Source organism: Dictyobacter halimunensis (assembly GCF_036245075.1).
In genome coordinates, this window is record NZ_BSRI01000002.1 from 728,355 (window position 1) to 747,736 (window position 19,382).

At 53.7% G+C, this 19,382-nt stretch carries 15 protein-coding genes; 9 read left to right on the top strand and 6 right to left on the bottom strand.

Features of this window, described 5'->3' with window-relative positions:
* Window positions 1-521 precede the first annotated feature (521 nt).
* The 5 genes from AABA21_RS17055 to AABA21_RS17075 all read left to right on the top strand — a co-directional run bounded on the left by AABA21_RS17055 (window position 522) and on the right by AABA21_RS17075 (window position 7,271).
* Entirely contained in the window at window positions 522-2,129 is a 1,608-nt protein-coding gene (locus AABA21_RS17055; protein WP_338252197.1) for a carboxyl transferase domain-containing protein, read from the top strand.
* A gap of 173 nt (window positions 2,130-2,302) precedes the next feature.
* Window positions 2,303-3,289, top strand: a complete 987-nt coding sequence (gene corA / locus AABA21_RS17060) for a magnesium/cobalt transporter CorA (RefSeq protein ID WP_338252199.1) — start codon at window positions 2,303-2,305, stop codon at window positions 3,287-3,289.
* Between the two features lie 28 nt (window positions 3,290-3,317).
* Window positions 3,318-4,136: an enoyl-CoA hydratase-related protein gene (locus AABA21_RS17065; RefSeq protein ID WP_338252201.1), complete on the top strand. Its 819-nt coding sequence runs from the start codon at window positions 3,318-3,320 to the stop codon at window positions 4,134-4,136.
* Window positions 4,137-4,226: 90 nt separating this feature from the next.
* Entirely contained in the window at window positions 4,227-6,272 is a 2,046-nt protein-coding gene (locus AABA21_RS17070; protein WP_338252203.1) for an acetyl/propionyl/methylcrotonyl-CoA carboxylase subunit alpha, read from the top strand.
* Window positions 6,273-6,281: 9 nt separating this feature from the next.
* Window positions 6,282-7,271: an NAD(P)-dependent oxidoreductase gene (locus AABA21_RS17075; protein ID WP_479430358.1), complete on the top strand. Its 990-nt coding sequence runs from the start codon at window positions 6,282-6,284 to the stop codon at window positions 7,269-7,271.
* Window positions 7,272-7,345: 74 nt separating this feature from the next.
* On the opposite strand, the gene AABA21_RS17080 is transcribed toward AABA21_RS17075, so the two are convergent.
* Window positions 7,346-8,425 carry a site-2 protease family protein gene (locus AABA21_RS17080; RefSeq protein WP_338252207.1) on the bottom strand — a complete coding sequence of 360 codons (1,080 nt, stop codon included), beginning with the start codon at window positions 8,423-8,425 and terminating at the stop codon, window positions 7,346-7,348.
* 190 nt (window positions 8,426-8,615) lie between these two features.
* A complete protein-coding gene (locus tag AABA21_RS17085; RefSeq protein WP_338252208.1) occupies window positions 8,616-9,941 on the bottom strand; it encodes an alpha-L-fucosidase in 1,326 nt (441 codons plus the stop codon).
* A gap of 479 nt (window positions 9,942-10,420) precedes the next feature.
* Here AABA21_RS17085 and AABA21_RS17090 point away from each other — a divergent pair, with 479 nt between their 5' ends.
* The 3 genes from AABA21_RS17090 (at window position 10,421) to AABA21_RS17100 (ending at window position 12,589) form a co-directional block, all read left to right on the top strand.
* Entirely contained in the window at window positions 10,421-11,185 is a 765-nt protein-coding gene (locus tag AABA21_RS17090) for an SDR family NAD(P)-dependent oxidoreductase (protein ID WP_338252210.1), read from the top strand.
* A gap of 97 nt (window positions 11,186-11,282) precedes the next feature.
* Window positions 11,283-11,759 (top strand): nucleotide triphosphate diphosphatase NUDT15, encoded by a 477-nt coding sequence (locus AABA21_RS17095; protein WP_338252212.1) that lies wholly within the window; start codon window positions 11,283-11,285, stop codon window positions 11,757-11,759.
* A 215-nt stretch (window positions 11,760-11,974) separates the two neighbouring features.
* Window positions 11,975-12,589 carry a hypothetical protein gene (locus tag AABA21_RS17100; RefSeq protein WP_338252215.1) on the top strand — a complete coding sequence of 205 codons (615 nt, stop codon included), beginning with the start codon at window positions 11,975-11,977 and terminating at the stop codon, window positions 12,587-12,589.
* 30 nt (window positions 12,590-12,619) lie between these two features.
* On the opposite strand, the gene AABA21_RS17105 is transcribed toward AABA21_RS17100, so the two are convergent.
* The 3 genes from AABA21_RS17105 to AABA21_RS17115 all read right to left on the bottom strand — a co-directional run bounded on the left by AABA21_RS17105 (window position 12,620) and on the right by AABA21_RS17115 (window position 15,815).
* A complete protein-coding gene (locus AABA21_RS17105) occupies window positions 12,620-12,982 on the bottom strand; it encodes a hypothetical protein (protein WP_338252217.1) in 363 nt (120 codons plus the stop codon).
* A gap of 81 nt (window positions 12,983-13,063) precedes the next feature.
* Complete coding sequence (locus AABA21_RS17110) at window positions 13,064-14,395, bottom strand: Nramp family divalent metal transporter (RefSeq protein ID WP_338252219.1); 1,332 nt, start codon at window positions 14,393-14,395, stop codon at window positions 13,064-13,066.
* A 181-nt stretch (window positions 14,396-14,576) separates the two neighbouring features.
* Window positions 14,577-15,815, bottom strand: a complete 1,239-nt coding sequence (locus AABA21_RS17115; RefSeq protein ID WP_338252221.1) for a competence/damage-inducible protein A — start codon at window positions 15,813-15,815, stop codon at window positions 14,577-14,579.
* Window positions 15,816-16,112: 297 nt separating this feature from the next.
* Between AABA21_RS17115 and AABA21_RS17120 the strand changes: the two genes are divergently transcribed.
* The gene (locus AABA21_RS17120; RefSeq protein ID WP_338252223.1) at window positions 16,113-18,479 is read left to right on the top strand and encodes an adenosylcobalamin-dependent ribonucleoside-diphosphate reductase; all 2,367 of its coding nucleotides are present in this window, start codon (window positions 16,113-16,115) and stop codon (window positions 18,477-18,479) included.
* A gap of 117 nt (window positions 18,480-18,596) precedes the next feature.
* Here the strand turns inward: AABA21_RS17120 and AABA21_RS17125 are convergent, their stop codons facing one another.
* Entirely contained in the window at window positions 18,597-19,250 is a 654-nt protein-coding gene (locus AABA21_RS17125; protein ID WP_338252225.1) for a ThuA domain-containing protein, read from the bottom strand.
* Between the last annotated feature and the right edge of the window lie 132 nt (window positions 19,251-19,382).

Sequence of the window (19,382 nt, forward strand, 5' to 3'; positions counted from 1 at the left end):
TGTTTTTTTTAATGATTTCTGGAGGAAACACGTAAAAATAGTTACTTATTTTTTAACTAGATCAGCTTAATTCCTACTTTTACACATGTATAGTACACGAAAGGGAACCTGTCTGTCAACCAAACCATGTGCCACCTGGCAGGTGGTGGCTCTCGCCAGCAGTTCGTGCCTGCGGCCCTTGACTCTACGCACCTACGGCGCTCGCGTCATTTAATCCTGACTCTACGCACCTACGGCGCTCACGTCATTTAATTAGGAAGGGGGTGGTGCCATACAACAGGGGGTGCGACCGCACCCCCTGTTGTATGGCACCACCCCCTTCCTAATTAAAAAGGGCGGCCGCGTAGCGGACGCCCGTGCGGGGGCGCTCAGGCACACCAATAGAAGGGAGCCTGACACCCTGTCACATACTCTCTTGACGGGCACATGGCTGGGTGATATGCTCATTTACAGCGCAATGATGCGCAACAATAATCACAAAAATCCTATTCTATCATCGTTGTTGAGAGGATATAGATACTATGGCTGTCATCGAAACCCACATAGATCGTCATAGCTCTGATTTTGTGGAAAATAGGCAATATTTCCAGCAACTCATCGAGCAATTGAACCTCAATATTCAACGCGTTCAGCAGGGCGGCGGAGAAAACGCTATCGCCAAGCATCGCAAACGCAACAAGCTACTTGCCCGTGAACGCATCCAACTTCTCTGCGATCCCGACACACCTTTCTTGGAGTTCAGTCCACTGGCAGCCTGGGATATGTATGATAACGATGCGCCTGCCGCCGGTATCGTGACCGGTATTGGCCTGATTGAGGGCCAGGAGTGCATAATCGTGGCCAACGATGCCACGGTTAAGGGCGGAACGTATTATCCGGAAACAGTCAAAAAGCATCTGCGTGCGCAGGAAATCGCGGAACAAAACCATCTCCCTTGCATTTATCTTGTAGATTCAGGCGGCGCCTTCCTGCCCTTGCAGGCCGAGGTATTCCCCGATCGCGATCATTTCGGGCGTATTTTCTATAATCAGGCGCGCATGTCCAGCAAGCGCATCCCTCAGATCGCGGCTGTGATGGGTTCCTGTACCGCCGGTGGGGCCTACGTTCCGGCCATGAGCGACGAAACGGTGATTGTGCGCGGCAATGGCACGATCTTCCTTGGCGGCCCTCCCCTGGTGAAGGCCGCGACCGGTGAGGAGGTCACGGCGGAAGATCTGGGCGGGGCCGACGTGCACAGCCGTACGTCGGGGGTAACCGACCATTATGCCCACAATGATGAACATGCCCTGGCCATCTGCCGCAGCATCGTGTCCCACCTCAATCGGCGCAAGTATATTCCCTGGGAGATTCGACCGGTGGTTGAGCCACGCTACGCGGCCGATGATCTGCTGGGTATTGTGCCGGGCGACAATCGCCGCAGCTACGATGTACGCGAAGTCATTGCTCGCCTGGTGGATGGTAGCGACTTCCATGAGTTTAAGGCGCTCTACGGCACGACCCTGGTGTGCGGCTTCGCGCGCCTGATGGGCTTTCCCGTTGGCATTATCGCCAATAACGGCATCCTCTTCTCCGAGAGCGCATTGAAGGCGACCCACTTTATCGAGCTGTGCGTGCAGCGTCAGACACCTTTAATCTTCTTGCAGAATATTACCGGATTTATGGTGGGACGGCAGTATGAAAATGGTGGTATCGCTAAAGATGGCGCCAAGATGGTGATGGCGGTCGCCACGGCGGCGGTCCCCAAGTTCACGGTGATTATCGGCGGCTCCTTCGGGGCTGGCAACTATGGGATGTGTGGACGCGCCTACTCACCGCACCAGCTCTGGATGTGGCCAAACGCGCGTATCTCGGTGATGGGAGGACAGCAGGCGGCGACAGTGCTGGCGACGGTACGCAAAGAAGGGCTGGCGGCACGCGGTAAATCTATGAGCTCGGAAGAAGAAGCCAGCTTTATGCAACCCATCCTGGATAAGTATGAGGCGGAGGGCAATCCCTACTATAGTACCGCGCGCCTGTGGGACGATGGCATCATTGATCCACGCGATACGCGCACGGTTCTGGGACTGGGCATTGCGGCATCACTCAACGCGCCAATGCCTGAAACCCCCTTCGGCGTGTTCAGGATGTAAGCTGTACACCTACGACTGATTGCCTGAGGTATCGAAATACTTCACCCGTTGCGTATATCATTTGAGGGTAAAGAGCAGTTGCCATTTCCTGCTTCAGGATAGACACGCTCTCTTCTTTCTCATATATGTATGTAGAACGGTCCTGTCAGGTAAGGAAGGGTACAGCAAAAATCATGCAACAAGCTATGGTCTGGCGGGAGGGATCGTTGATAGGCGATTGTTCACTTGAGCAATTGCACGATGCGCTACAAGATCCCCACGCCACAATCTGGCTCGATATTCAAACAGAGCATTGTCCAGAAAAATATATTGATTTACTGACACAAGAATTTCATTTACAACCATTAACCATCGAAAAGATCCAGGAAAAAGGGGAGCGCGCCAAGCTCATCAGTCAGCATAATTACTTTTACCTGGTTGTCCATGGCCTGGAATTTGATGGGGACGAGATAGAGGCGGCGACGCCAAAGTTAGATGTTATTTTTAGTAAGCGGTTCCTGATCACGATCCATCCCGCTCCGCTCCCCTGGCTCGCAGAGCTATGGGAGGCGACCCGTGAGGACGATTCGGAAGATTGCTTGATGCGACTGGGCGTTCCCTACCTGCTTCACCAGGTGCTGGATACCCTGGTCGATAGCTATTTTCCAGTGTTGGATGAGATCGATGACCTGGTTGATGAACTGGAAGACGCCACGGTCCAGCAGGATAGCCAGGATACCCAGAAACGAATCTTTAGTATGAAGCGGGTGCTGGCGCAGATGCGGCGTGTCATCAGTCCCCAGGTGGAGGTGTCGAACTCGTTGATTACACGCACCGGCGAAACGATCCCGACCGAGGTTGAGCCTTACTTCGCCGATGTCCACGATCACCTGGTGCGTACCTTTGAGGTGCTCGACTCATATCGTGATCTTATGAGTAGCCTGCTCGACGTCTATCTGACGACGGTCGCCAATCGTCAGAATGAGATTATGAAGCAGCTGGCTTTGATCTCGACGATCTTCTTGCCAATTACCTTCGTTACAGGCGTCTTTGGTCAGAACTTCGGGCATTCTCCCCAGGTAGATCACGATGCGGGCTTTAACTTCTGGTTTGTCCTGCTCTTTATGGCCCTGGTAACGATCATGCAGATCTGGTATTTCCGTCACCGAAAATGGATTTAGACTTCAACTGAGAAGGAGAAAAAGAAAATTGGCCGCGACGTTTCAGCATTTAAGTGTGGACTATCGCTTTGAGAACAGGATCGCGGTGGTCACATTGCAGCGTCCTCAGGTGCGCAATGCTCTCAATGCGCAATTGATCCAGGAGCTTGCAGCGGTTTTTACGCAACTGAGCGTGAATGAGCAGTTACATGGGGTGATCCTGACAGGTGAGGGCAAGTCCTTTTGCGCGGGCGCGGATATCAAGATGATGCAGGAGGCGGTCGATTATACGGCGGCCCAGAATGTAGAAGAGGCACTGCGCCTCTCCGACATGCTGCACGTGATCAATTCTTTCCCCTGTCCGGTCATCGCGCGCGTCAATGGTGATACACTGGGAGGAGGTGTAGGGCTGATCGCCGTCTGCGATATTGTGATCGCGGCCGAGCATACCCGCCTGGCTTTTAGCGAAGTAAAGCTTGGCATCGCGCCCGCCGTTATTTCACCGTATGTGTTGCGCAAAATTGGGGAGAATATGGCCCGCGTCCTGTTCGTTACCGGTGAGCGTTTCAGCGCGGCCCGCGCCCATGAAATTGGCCTGGTACATTCGGTTGTGCCCATGGAGCACCTTGACGATGCCGTCTCGCGTGCCGTCAATGAACTGCTCAGTGGAGGACCTCAGGCCATTCGCGCCTGCAAGGCCCTGGCACTCCAGGTGGGACAGATGAATACTGAAAATGGTCGTCGCTATACGGCGGAGGCCATCGCCCAGTTGCGCGTCAGTCCAGAGGGACAAGAGGGGCTACGAGCATTTCTGGAGAAGCGTCCTCCACGTTTTGCCGTATCCTCACAGGGATCGAAAGAAAAATAGTGACCACCCCTCCCGTTAACAGTGGAAGGGGCTATACTAAATCAAGGCCGATGAGGCCAGGTGATTTTGCATCAGGTTGATAAGGGAACTATGTTCAAGAAAATTCTTATTGCCAATCGAGGTGAGATTGCAGTTCGGATCATGGCGACCTGCCGTGAGATGGACATCCGCAGCGTCGCGGTCTATTCCGAGGCTGACCAACGCGCGCAGCACGTATTGTGCGCCGACGAGGCCTACCTGATCGGGCCCGCGCCAGCCAGCCAGAGCTATTTGAATACAACGGCCATCCTGGAGGTTGCCCGCCGCAGCGGCGCGGAGGCAATCCACCCGGGCTATGGCTTCCTATCCGAAAACGCCGAGTTCGCGGAGGCCTGCGAACAGGCCGGGATCGTCTTTATTGGCCCCTCGGCCGCCGCCATGCGTCTGATGGGCTCAAAGATCGCCGCCAAGCAATTGGCGCGCCAGGTCGATGCGCCGACGGTCCCTGGCTATAGTGGAGAGAGCCAGGATCCACAGGTACTGCAGCAGGAGGCGCTCAATATCGGGTTCCCCCTCCTTATCAAGGCCTCGGCCGGTGGAGGCGGTAAAGGAATGCGCGTCGTACAACAGGCTGAGGAGTTTCCAGAGCAGCTGGCCGGAGCCAGGCGCGAGGCGCAGGCAGCCTTTGGCGATGGCACGGTATTCCTTGAGCGCTACCTGCAGCAGCCACGCCACATCGAGATTCAGATCCTGGCCGATACACATGGCCATATCATTCACCTGGGCGAGCGCGAATGCTCGATCCAGCGTCGCCATCAAAAAATCATCGAGGAGAGCCCTTCAGTGGCGCTCACACCGGAGTTGCGTGATGAGATGGGACGCGCCGCTATCCGCATCGCACAGGCGGCCAACTATGTCAACGCCGGAACACTAGAGTTTATGCTAGATGCCGATTCACGCTTCTACTTTCTGGAAATGAATACGCGTCTGCAGGTAGAGCATCCCGTCACCGAGCTGGTCACCGGACTGGACCTGGTACGGCAACAGCTGCTCATCGCGGCCGGAGAGCCCCTGGCCCTGACGCAGGACGATATTACGTCGCGCGGGCACGCGATCGAGGCACGACTCTACGCGGAAGATCCAGAGCAGCAGTTTCTGCCATCCACCGGCGTCGTCAGCGGCTTTATCACGCCTGAAGGTCCTGGTGTACGCCTTGATAGCGGCGTCAAAGCGGGCGATGAGATCACGCAGTATTATGATCCGATGATCGCGAAATTAATCGTGTATGGCGAAGATCGTCAGGCGGCCATCGCCCGCTTGCGGTCCGCGCTGGAGCAGTGCGCCATCTTTGGGGTAACCACGAATATTTCGCTTCTGCATCGCATCAGCATGCACCCGGCATTCGCAGAGGGCGCGACCACCACCAGTTTTCTGGACCAGCATGGTCTGCTAACCACCACGGCCAGTGATGGAGAGGATCAGCGTCTGCCCGACGCGCTTCTGATGGCCGCCGCCATCAGCGACCTGCAGCAAGAAAAGCAAAATCAACCCTTCACGCCTATCTCCAGCAGCGATAAGCGGTATGATCGCTATAATCCCTGGCAGAAAGTGGGACCCTGGCGTATCGCGGGCAGTAGCCGCACCTTCACCTATACATATAAAGATCGCGATTACAGAGTCGCGGTCCAGCCTTCTACTGCCGATCCAACAACCTGGCGCCTCAGCATTGATGAGGGGGCGGCTCAGGATGTGGCAGGCATCAGCGCCAGCCATCAAAGACTCATCCTGCGCACCCTGACCGGGCAACAGGCGATCAGTGTACAATCGGACCAGGCAGAGGTACAACTCGCGCTGGCGGGACAGCACTATCGCCTCTATAAACATCAACCTCCGCAGGTGGATAGCGCGGCTCACGGAGCCGGCGCATCCCACAAACAAAAAAGCCTGACCGCCCCCATGGCGGGTACTATCGTCAAAGTCCAGGCCCAGGATGGTGATATAGTAGAAGCGCACCAGGTATTGGTGATCCTTGGTGCAATGAAGATGGAACACGCGATTACCGCACCTTATGCGGGCAAGATCAAACACATCTACTATACAGAAGGTGCCGTGGTGCAGGGTGGCGCGGTCGTCGTCGAGATGGAGGAGGATAGTTAAGCACTTAACTTGTCCTCCCTCTCACCGGTCGGAACGCCCTTCAGAGGCCCTAACAACATCAAGCATCATCCTTATACAGCGAAAGGACAGACAGGTATGCAGGTAGGTTTTATCGGTATCGGAGTCATGGGGCGCCCAATGACACTCAATCTGCTTAAAGCAGGCCATGATGTCACTATCTACGCGCGCCATCCCGAGAAGGAAGAGGTACAGGAAGTACTGAAAACAGGTGCCAAACAGGCTCCTTCTTCACGCGCCGTCGCTATGGCTTCCGAGATCGTCATCACCATGGTCCCCAACTCTCCCCAGGTTGAAGAGGTAGTGGCGGGCCCCGGTGGTATTTTAGAGGGCGCGCGCAAGGGTCTGATCATCATCGATATGAGCACGATCGCTCCCTCTGTCACCCGCGCCCTGTCTGAAAAAGCCGCCGCCCAGGACGTCTACTTTCTGGATGCCCCGGTCAGCGGAGGTTCGCAGGGAGCTATCAATGGAACCCTCTCGATCATGGTTGGCGGTGACAAGGAGGGCTTCAATCGCGTGCTACCTGTACTGGAGGCCATGGGTAAAAAAGAGAATATCACCTATGTGGGACCCAGTGGCTCAGGCGAAGTGGTCAAGCTGATCAACAATATGCTCGTCGGGACGATCACGGCCGCCACCGCCGAAGCCCTGGTGCTGGGTGTTAAGGCCGGAGCCGATGTCGCAACGATGGCGAAGATCATCGGCACCAGTACAGGAGCCAGCTGGCAGCTCGCCAACCAGTTTCCACTGCGCGCGTTCAACGGCAGCTTCAAGCCCGGCTTTATGACCGATCTGCTGTATAAAGACCTGGGGCTGGCCCTCGACCTGGCCGCCGAAAATAAGACAGAGACCGAGATGACCGCCCTGGCGCGCCAGTTCTATGAACAGGTTCAGGCCGCCGGTCATGGCAAAGATGATTATACCTCCCTGCTCAAAATTCTTGAGGAAAAAGCAGGCGTCGAGGTACGCATCAAATAACGCCATCAGATCAGTATAAACAATAAAATGGAGCCGCCTTCAAGATGATAGGCGGCTCCGTTTGTTATCAACTATTATTGAATTCCGGGTATCAAGCCATGGGATATGGTCATGCCTAAGAAGAGGACCGCGACCAGACCGAAGTACAGCAGCCCCATCAGGATGCGGGAGCTGAGCGGTACATCGTAGTAGGCTCTGGTCTGCGCGTTCTGCGGTCCGAAACCGCGCGACCATAACTGCATGGCGGCCATGACGACAAACAGTAGCAACCAGGGATAGAAGTTGCCGGTCATCCACTGCCAGATCTGGTACGCCAGCAACAGGATAAAGCCAATAATCCAGATGCGGCGATCAATGGCGGCCAGCACACGTCCACCATCAAAGGGCAGGATAGGGATCAGATTGAACAGGTTCAAGAAGAAACCAAAGTAGGCCAGTGGTCCCCAGATGCTACCAGGATGCTGGTAAGCCAGAAGCAGACAGGCACTGGCAGCCAGCGCGCCCGCAATCGGACCCGCGATACCGACCTCGGCCTCATCTTTGGCGTTCTGTGGCATCTGGCGCATCGTCACCGCCGCACCTAACAGCGGCACAAAAATCATGCCACCCATGGGGATTCCCTTGATGCGCATGACAAGAGCGTGCCCCATCTCATGGATAAAGAGCATCACTACCAGACCGATGGCAAATGGCCAGCCAAAGAGCAGCGAATAGACGAATACAGAGGCCAGAGCCGAAAAACCAAACAGACCGAACTTCAACAGCCAGCCAAACTTGAGTAGCAGGCCGCCAAGCGCGATCAGCAGGCCACCCAACCCGGCTGCGCCCTTTTTACGCGCGCCTCCTTGAGCTGTTCCAGCCTTCTCTTGCTGCTGCACGGCATAGTCCTGCACACTCTGTGGACCGCGATACTCTGGCGTCGGTTCGCCATAATGCGGTTGATACGAAGGCTGGTCCTTATAAGGATTATACCCCTGCGGCGGCTGATACTGGACGTATGCATCGGCATACGGATCAGGCTGCGGGGCAGGCTGAGCAGAAAAGGATCTCGGCTGCTCAGAGGGAGCATGATAGTACTCCGGGTGAGCATAATCTATTTCTTGAGCACTCCCATCACGATAGGCAGAATAATCTTCGGGATTGCTGTTATACACAATTATGCCTCATTTCTGGGTATCAAAACATGGTGTTGTGCATAAGTTTACCATATATTATTGTAAACAGCGAAATCGCCTTCTCTATTCCCGGATGATCCTTCCCATGCCTGAAAAACAGGTAAAGCCTGTGGCTGTTGCTACGTTAGCAACAGCCACAGGTTTTACCTGTTTTTCCTTTTTTCAGAGCTCAAGCGTCTTGCAGTATGAGTTCTACAACAGGCAGAATGACATCAGGACGCTGCGCTGGCAGTTCCAGGGTCAGTACGTCCTCGGCCAGGTCCGTAGGTGTGGTATGGCTGCCCGCTCTGACGCCACTTTCAAAGCGGAGCGCGGAGTTATCGTTCATAAAACGGGCGTATTTGACCTTGTTGGCCAGGCCTGGCAAAAAGATGTGCCCCATCGGCCAGGAGAAGAGGTGCAGGTAGAGACGATCTCCGCGCTGCGTGTAACGGCTGTCTGGTGGAGGAGTAAAGCGGCTGGCGGTCGTTCCATAGATCGCCTTGCCGTGATGCTTCATCCATTCTCCAACCTCTTGCAGGATGGCGCGTCCGTGAATATCTATCTCGCCACGGGCGGTCGGACCTACATTCAACAGCATATTGCCACCATTAGAGACCGATTCGATCAGCATGCGAATCAGCAGGTCTGGTGATTTCCAATTGGTATTATCGCGATCATAGCCCCAGCTGCCATTGAGGGTCTGACAGGCTTCCCAGGTCACACGCTTACCATTCACGGTCAACCAGCTACGTGGCTGGACCTGCTCAGGAGTAATAAAGTCGGCCGCCTCCTGCAGGTCGAGGCGATTGTTGAGGAGCACATCAGGCATCAACTCACGCACCAGCTCGACAACCTGCTCCGATTGCCAGTCCTCATGCCCTTTTCCACGCGCCCAGCCCCAATCCATACCGGGATAGGAGAAATCGAACCACAGCACGTCGATCGGACCATAGTTCGTCAGCAACTCCCGCACCTGTCCGCGTAGATATTCGCGATAGATCGCCATATCGCGTTTTTCTTCGCGCAGGGTCGTATCTTCCCGCCTGGGGTGCAGACCATCGACAGGAAAGTGGGGATGATGCCAGTCGATCAGCGAATAGTAAAAGCCAACCCGTAGCCCTTCAGCACGAAATGCCTCGACCCAGGGGCGTATCAGGTCCCGGCCAGCAGGCGTGTTGGGAGCCTTGTAGTCGGTCAACTGCGTATCCCAGAGGCAGAAGCCATCATGATGCTTGGTGGTAATCACCGCGTACTTCATGCCGGCCGCCTTCGCCATCCGAGCCCATTCACGAGGATCGTAGAGGTCGGGCTCAAACGTATCAAAATACTGTTGATACTGCTCTTCACTGATCTGATCCAGGCTCTTCGACCACTCGGCCAGGCCACCTCGTCCATAACGGGCGATGGCCGAATAGATGCCCCAGTGAATGAACATTCCGAAACGATCGTGGACGAACCACTGCGCGCGTTCTGGCACTACTGGAAATTCAATATCCGTCTGGTTCTCGCTCATAAAACGCTCCACTTCCAAAATAATTGATTTTTCGATTGCTGTACAATCCTTTAGTTACCCATTCCGTGGAAATGCAGGGGCAAGCATCGATGCATCTGGCCATTATTGCGGACGATGAAGGAGATAAGGCGCGAAATAAATAGCATTAATACCACATCGATTCAAGCAATGAACCATGCCTATTATGCTACATAGAAACAAGGCAAAATACTATATCATCGTCCACTCTGACATTATTGTACGCGTACAACTTCGTTACATGTGTAACATATAACATGTGAAATACGCCAATGTCAAGCAAACTACAATGCTATGTCTATTTAATCAGCCAATTTCCACATAATTAGTATGATCTATTCCAGGGCCATACCATGTTTGCCTGATTCGCCTAAAAAGATTCGCCATATGCTAAGCTGTAATGTAGGAATACGGCAACACAGGAACCTGAGCTTTTTTCTTTAGTGGGAGGATTGGTAACTATGCGCTTACAGAATAAAGTCGCTTTAATTACAGGTTCGGCCAGAGGCATGGGGAGATCAGCTGCCGAGTTATTTGCTCGTGAAGGAGCCAGTATTATCCTCACCGATATTGCTGAGCAGGAAGGAGCGGAGACGGCACAAAGTATTCAGGCGGCCGGAGGCAATGCCATCTTTGTGCCGGCCAACGTGTCACGAGCGGCGGATGTAGAGGCGCTGGTAGAGACCGGCATTAAACACTTTGGCTCGATCGATATTCTGTATAATAACGCGGGCATTATGCCGGCCGCCGACACCAGCGTGATTGAGACCAACGAAGAGACGTGGGAACAGGTGATGGATGTCAACTTGAAAAGCGCGTTTCTATGCTGCAAATACACACTGCCATATATGGTGCAGCAGCGGCGCGGCTCGATCATCAACATCGCCTCATTCGTCGTCTTCATGGGATCGAGCGTACCGCAAGAAGCTTATGGCGTCTCCAAAGGGGGATTGCTCGCCCTGACGAAATCACTCGCTGTCCAATATGGTCCTGCGGGTATCCGTTGCAATGCCATCTGTCCGGGTCCCATCAACACCGGCTTGCTTGATCATCTCTGGACCAGCGATGAAGAACGCAACCGCCGTTTATCGCGTATCCCCCTGGGGCGATTTGGCATGATCAATGATATTATCTACTTCGCCCTCTACCTGGCTTCCGATGAATCCTCCTGGACAACCGGCACCTGGATGACAATCGATGGTGGGATCTCATCAAACTACTTCTAAGTCAGCATACCTCTACCAGATCAAGTATGGGCACCATGCTTTGGATCTATATGGCAAAGATCAGCGTGATAAGTAAAAGTGGAAGGAGGAATTTAAAATGCCAGAAGGTCATGCACCATCAGCAAACGTTGGAGTTTCTGTTCTGATTAAAAACGGAGATCGTATTCTGTTGGAGAAACGCGTCAATACCCATGGCGCGGGCACGTGGGGACCACCAAGCGGGCATATCGATTTTGGAGAGACGCCGGAAGAGGCGGTCCTGCGTGAGACTCAGGAGGAGACGGGTCTGCAAATCAAGGATGTAAAGTTTCGCTGTATCACCAACGATGTCTTTCAAGATGAGCAAAAGCATTATATTACACTCTGGTTTGAAGCTCACTATGTCTCAGGAGAGCCCCGGGTCAAAGCTCCCGAAGAAGAGTCGGAAGTACGCTGGTTTACCTGGAGTGGACTGCCCGAACCACTATTCTTACCAGTCCAACATCTGATGGAAGGAAAAACATATCCTTCCCAGACCACACAGGACAAGATTGGCTCGGCGATCGAAACCCCTCCCTTGAGGTCCGAAGCATAGTAGCTCAAGAGAAACCGCGATATTCAGAGAGCGAATCTTCCAGCTCATAGGCAAGATTCGCTCTTTCTTTTTATATAAATCTTGCATAAATCGGGCTGATAGCGCTACAACAGTGGCAGGTTTATTCCATGCTAAACGAAACTTTTCTACACCAAATACGTGCATAAAAATACTCCGGGAAAATTCCTATCAGTGCAAAGGAAGGAGCTATACTTATGCCAAAACGACATCAGCAATCGATCGCGAAATCAGCTACAGGCAATAACAATCCAACGAAAACTACCGAACATACACATGAACATAGCGAGTTAGATCTTACCCATAAGGCTGACTCCCAGCGCCAGGAGGAGGATCCAGCCAGGCGTAGTGGAAGCGATTCCAATGCTTCTAACCATCGCAAAGGCACCCACTTACATCATGACGCCATAGAAGAACCGGCCGGCAAGCCCCCCGAAGGTCCTGATTTCAACCAGGATTTGGAGAGCGATAACCGGGCCGGTGAAAATCACGGCATGCGCGATCCCAATGTGATGGATCGCAGCCGCAGTGCTTACGATATCAAAGAACTCCATCAGATTCTGGCGGATCTTACCGCCGATGAAATGAAGACCATCTTCCTGGTTGCACCCGGCAAGCAATTGGAACAGGGAGCAAAATATATTGATCTTAAGCACCTTGAACGAGGTGAGTTCACCGCGACGGCCAGCATGCAGGCCGAACCAGATCACTACTACGTTCCCAAGAAAGAGACCGATTACGTTCTCTGGAATCGTCTAAACCAGGTCGACAACCCGGTACGGATGGATGAGCTAGAAAATTCTGAGGGGTAAGATGCGAAAAGAGAAGAGATGTAGCGATACCTACATCTCTTCTGATGGCGCGGAAGGCTTACGATATTTGCGGTCCCATTCAGCCTTTTTGCGCTCTGTCTGCGCCTGATCGACCAGCGCATCATACAGGTTTTCACGTTCATTGCGTGTGGCCGAAGCGGAAGAAAAAGGATGCTCTTCAGCATAATGATCGAACCACCAGAGCTGTTCTTGCGCGCGCTGCGCAACCAGGCTCAAGAGCTTATCAGCCTGTAGTGAACTGGCAGCATAAAAAGCAGCAACCAGAGCATGATAAGAGGTTTCAAAGAGTCCCCTGGCAAAAGTTTCGCGATTAAGCGCCATCAACTGATCATATATTTTTTCTGTCGTATTTTCATCGTCGATATTGGACATATGGACTTCCTTATAACACGCCACATGACAAATGCAACTTCCTGGCATATTCAGTTTATTACACCATAGCAAGCAACGAATCTATCCCATAATACTCGGGAAGATGGTGGTGACGAGGAGCAGGGCGACCAGCACCGTGACCAGCACCACGGTTCCCCAGGAGATAATGTTAAAGACGAGCCCATTGACATGGCGCCCCATCAGACGGCGGTTATTCACCAGCAAGGTGATAAATATCAACAAGATGGGCACCATGGCGGCATTCAGACTCTGCAGGATCACCAATACCTGGATGATTGGGAGGCCAGGAATCAACGTCACCAGGACGCTGAGGATGATGAGGCCGGTAAAGATGCTCTGAAAAACCGGAGCTTCGCTAAAGCTGCGGGAGACTCCACGCTCAAAACCAAAGGCTTCACAGATTCCATAGGCCGTAGACAGGGGTAGGACCGCAGCCGCCAATAATGAAGCACCAAAGAGACCGATACCAAAGAGGATCGACGAGAAACCACCAGCCAGTTTATCCAGCGCCATGGCGGCATCCAGCGGAGTCTCGACGGGATGGTTAGGGAAAAGGGCCGCCCCGGTGGTAATAACCACGAAGCCGGCGATGAGTACAGCGAAGATGGTACCACTATAGACATCGAGTTTCTCGTAAAGGTATTCACTGGCAGGAATACCTTTATCGGCCACCGAAGATTGTACAAAAAATTGCATGTATGGACTGATCGTGGTGCCAACCAGAGCCACCGCGGCCAGGATGTACGCATTGCTGCCGGTGATGTGAGGCAGGATGATACTATGAGTAACCGCTCCCCAGTTAGGGCGAGACGCAAAGGCAGCCGGGATATATGCCAGAAAGCCCAGCGACATAAATAAAAAGATCTTTTCTACACGGCGGTAGGATCCTTTGATAACCAGCCACCAGATAGCGATGCCGCACACGGGCACAACAAGATAGACCCAGGGCGTATGTACATCATTGGCGAACACCTGGACGCTGGCGGCGATTCCCAGGAACTCAGAAATAGTAACGCCGGTATTGGCAACCAGCAGAGCCAGCATGGCCACCACGGTCCAGCGCACCCCGAATTCTTCTCGGATGAGATCGGCCAGACCCTTACCGGTGATGACCCCCATGCGGGCACACATCTCCTGCACAATAGCCAGGCAGAAACCGGCTACTACCAGAGCCCAGAGCAGGTTATACTGATAGGTCGCCCCCGAAGTAGAAAAGGTGGCGATACCACCAGCATCATTGCCCGCATTGGCGGCGATCAAACCGGGTCCAAGAATAGCAAAAAGCTTAAACACAGAAGATGAACGATTAAGACGAAAACGAGACCGCCCACGCGACTTGCGCTCGGTGCGGTCTTTTTGAGGTTTCTGTGCTTTCTGGCGAGTTGTATCCATAGGGTGCACACACTGGGGTATGGCATCAACGTCATTCAGATGCTCGCGTACCCGCCCTTTCGTCCGTGTTATTTCTTGACCTGATCATAACACGCTCAATCTATAGAGACAAGTAGAAAATCAGGTATACCATCAGGCTTGCTTCTTAGAACTACACGGGTGAGCCCCCTATAAAAGATACTTATTCCGGAGTGATGGTCCCCTCCAGATAGCGCCGTAGCAGATTGAGAGCCGTGAGAACAGCATGGCGTTTATTATCAGCCCTTCCACCACGCCAACCGGGCCCCTTGCCTGTGATGATCCCCTCTGGGCCTTCTATGGCGATGTGGACGGTGCCAACAGGTTTATCATCCTGCTTGCCGGGGCCAGCTACTCCCGTGACGCCGATACCAAAGTCCGTTCCCAGCCGTTCGCGTACAGCATGGGCCATGGCGCGGGCGGTTTCTTCACTGACCACGCCATAGCGATCAACGGTCTCCTGCGGTACCCCCATCTGCACCTTGAGGTCGGTACTGTAGGTGACGATGCCTCCGATAAAATGTTTTGAACTGCTCTGGAAGTCAGTGATGGTGCTGGCCAGCATGCCGCCGGTCAGCGATTCCATGACACCCAGGGTTTGCTGACGCGCCTGTAGTGCCTTACCAATGACGCTGGCCAGGGTATCACCTTCGATGCCAAAGACATGGTCGCCCAGGAGGTCACGAGCCTTCTCTTCCATCTCAGCAACCAGTTGGAGCGCATCCTCAGTCCGCTCAGCCTTGGCGGTGATGCGCACATCAACGGCATCAATTTTGGCGTAGGTAGCAATGGTGGGATTGGTGGAAGGCAGTAAAGGTGTCAGGATCTCTTCAACGGTGGATTCCCCCAGCCCATAGACGCGCAGCAGGCGCGTAAAAATCAGGCCGCCGGTATATTTAGCCAGGCGAGGGACGATCTCTTCCTCCCACATACGGTACATTTCACGCGGCACGCCAGGCATCGCCACCAGAATATGGCCCTCCTTTTCAACCCACCAGCCCGGCGCGGACCCAACCGGATTGGGAATGCTCTCGGCTGAAGGGATGAGCGTAGCCTGCTTGATATTTCGCTCTGGCATGGTCCCTATATGGGCGAAGCGGGCTCGTAGCTGTGCTTCCAACTGGGGATCAACGGTCATCTTTTCGCCCATCAGTTCACTGATCGATTCACGGGTCAGATCGTCTTCCGTGGGTCCTAGCCCACCGGTCATAATAATCAGGTCGGCACGCTGCCAGGCCTGGCGCAATAACTCAACAACACGTCCCTGATTATCACCCACCTGCGACACATTATACAGATCAATACCCTGGGCCGCCAGGCTCTGAGCAAGATAGGTAGCATTGGTATCGGTAATATGGCCTAATAACAGTTCAGTGCCACATGATAAAATCTCTGCGCGCATGCATCCTCCTGCTTGCAAGGCAATCATAGCCTTTTTCAATAGTACCCGGACGGCAAACTCTTGCTAACCGTAACGGGTAGTCTTATAATATCATACTGTGTCTTGCATCAACATATTGTGCTATTCATAACTTTCAAATCAACATATTGTGTCCAGAGGGTTGTTTTTGGCAAGATTTACGAGTATACTGAGTGCGGTAGACAAAAAACACAAAAAATCCGCCTGCTAGAGATTAGCAAGGCATACTTTCTTAACTCCATACAATAAAAAAAAGAAATGAAAGAGGAGTAGTTCAGGATGCTAGAGCAAGAAGCCCGCTCAGTTGAAAATAGTGGTGATAACGCTAACCCGACGATAACCCAGCTGGAAGGGATTCGCCAGAAAGTCTTTATGGATCGCTATTCCCTCAAAGATCCAGATGGCAAAGCGTTGGAATTCTACCCGGAACAGATGTGGCAACGGGTAGCACGCGGCATCGCCGAGGTAGAGAAGACCGATGAGAAGCGCGCCGAGTGGGAAAAACTTTTTAACGAAGCCCTGACCAATTTTCAATTTGTGCCCGGCGGCCGTATCCTCGCCGGCGCCGGCACCGGACACCAGGTGACCTACTACAACTGCTACGTCATACCGAGCCCTGATGATAGCCGACAGGGGATTCTTGATAATCTCAAAGTCATGACGGAGATCATGGCGCGTGGTGGTGGTGTGGGTATCAATCTTTCAACACTTCGCCCTCGTGGCTCTTATATCAAGACCGTCAACGGCACAGCCTCAGGCCCCTGTTCCTGGGCACAGCTCTACTCGGTTGCCACCGGCGACGTCATTCAGCAGGGCGGTTCCAGGCGCGGGGCTTTAATGCTCATGCTCGACGATACGCATCCTGACATCGAAGAGTTCATTACGGTGAAGCGTACAGCTGGCAAGATCGAGCACGCCAACCTGTCAGTCTGTATCTCCGACGCCTTTATGCAGGCCGTGAAGGATGATGCCGACTGGAACCTGATCTGGCAGGGTGAGGTCAAAAAGACCATTCGCGCCCGTGAGCTGTGGGATCTCATCTGCACCTCCGCCTGGGAATCTGCTGAGCCCGGCGTCGTCTTTATGGACCGCTACAACAAAGAGTCCAACACCTGGTACTACGAGAACATCCGCTGCGTAAATCCCTGTGGAGAGCAGGGTTTACCGCCATTCGGGGTTTGCAATCTGGGTGCCATCAACCTGTCAGCCTTCGTGAAGGATGGGGTGATGGATTATGAGCGGCTGGCCCACATCAGTAAGGTCGCCATGCGCTTCCTGGATAATGTAATCGATTCTACCGAGTACTTCATTAAGGAGAACGCGGAGGCCCAACTGGGCACACGCCGTACCGGTCTGGGAACGATGGGCCTGGCCGATGCGCTGATCAAGATGGAAGTCGCCTACGGTAGCGAGCAGTCGATCCCGATCATCGAGCGCATCTACACCACCATCCGTAATGCCGCGTACGAGGCTTCAGCGGATAATGCCGCTGAGAAAGGGGCCTTCCCCAAATTCGATCGCGACAAATACATGCAGGGCAAGTTCATCAAGCGCCTGCCGAAGAATCTGCAGGAAAAGATTCGCAAGCAGGGTACTCGCAACGCTGTTATCCTGACCCAGGCACCAACCGGTACCACCAGTCTGCTGTCCGGTGTCAGCTCGGGCATCGAACCCGTCTATGACTTCGCGATGATCCGCCGCGACCGTACCGGCGAGCACATCATGTATCATCCACTGCTGCAGGCATGGCGCGATGGGCATCCCAATGAGCCAACACCGGACTACTTTGTCTCTTCGAAGGATCTCACTCCTGAAGAGCACGTCCGTGTTCAAGGCATGATCCAGCGCTATACTGACTCCAGCATCAGTAAGACGGTGAATGCTCCCAACAACCACACGGTTGAGCAGGTTCAGACGCTCTACCGCCTGGCCTATGAGATGGGCTGTAAAGGTGTGACGTACTATCGCGATGGCTCACGCGATGCTGTGCTGACACGTGTCGAGGATGAGAAGGCCAAGCAGCCTGCTGCGGCGCCCGAGACGGCACCAGCCCCGATGTTTGAGCCGGTGACCTCGATTCACCAGGGCATCAAGCAGCGGCCAGCCGTTGTGCAGGGCTATACGCGCCAGGTCACTGCGCCTGAGGGCAAGATCAACATTACCATCAACAGCGATGAGCAGGGACCCTTCGAGGTCTTCGTCAACGTCGGTAAGGCTGGTAGTGATATCGCGGCGCTCTCCGAAGCGCTGGGTCGCCTGATCTCGATCAATCTGCAGCTGCTCAGCCCGCTCTCGCAGACCGATCGTGCCCAGGAGATCACCAATCAGCTACGCGGCATCGGTGGAAGCCGCTCGGTTGGCTTTGGCGCCCAGCAGGTGCGCTCTCTGCCAGACGCCGTCGCCCGCGCCCTCGAACTGCACCTGGATACCCTGCAGGAAGCGATTAACACGGTTGCTGAGACTCATACCGAGGTCAAAGCCAGCGCCGCCGTGCCTCCTCTGGCACCGGCGAACGGGCACTCATCCAACGTGAACGTGAGCCAGCTCAAGCTCACCGGTAACCTGTGTCCCGAGTGTGGCTGCAACACCATGGTCTATGAGGAAGGCTGCCGCAAGTGCTATAGCTGCGGCCACAGCGAATGCTAACAACGCTAGATCAGGTGCGTTAGTACCTGTCGTCGTTATATAGTTTAAGGGGCATGCTCCGGAGCATGCCCCTTAAACTATTACGTCATAGCTTTTGCGTAAACCTACAACAACAATCTATTCCTTCAAATTGGCGGCATAGCTGATACCTCCCCAGAGATGGGCCAGAAACAATGGCTCGGAATAGCTTTCGGGAGTATGACCCATAGCGGTATACCAGGAACGTCCCTCCTCAAAATCATGGTACCAGGCAAGTGGGTGGTCAGAGCCCATTGTACCCCCCTGGTACGTTTTCTCGTCCACTGTCAGCAAGACATGCACATGGCCACGTGGATTCTCCTGAAAGTTATACCATTCATCGGTGCGTACCCACTGCGCAGGTAGCATCGAAGTTGAACTCGTCTTGGGATCGTCTACATGCACGGTCGCCTGAGCAATTTGTGGATGGTTAGTAAAAAAAGCTCCTACGAGCTGACCATACCAGGGCCAATCGTGCTCTGTGTCACTGGCCGCATGCACGCCGACATAGCCACCACCCGCGTGTATATAATGTTTAAGCGCAGCTTTCTGGTCATCATCAAAGATATTGCCCGACGTATTCAAAAAGATCACAGCCCGGTAACGAGCGAGGTTTTCCGCGGTAAAGAAAGCTGCATCTTCAGATACCTGCACCTCGACATGATGTGTGGCGGCAAGCTGCTTGATAGCAGCGATACCATTTTCAATCGATGCATGGCGATATCCCGCTGTTTTTGAAAAAATCAATATCATTGGAGTGTCTCCCTTGCTTTTTGCTGACGCCGTGCTTTTTGATGCTGGTCCGTTATTGCCTTCGTACGATAAGCGATAAGTCCCAAAGATCACAAGACTGGCAAACAGCAGCAAGCACGCCCCCAGGCTGAT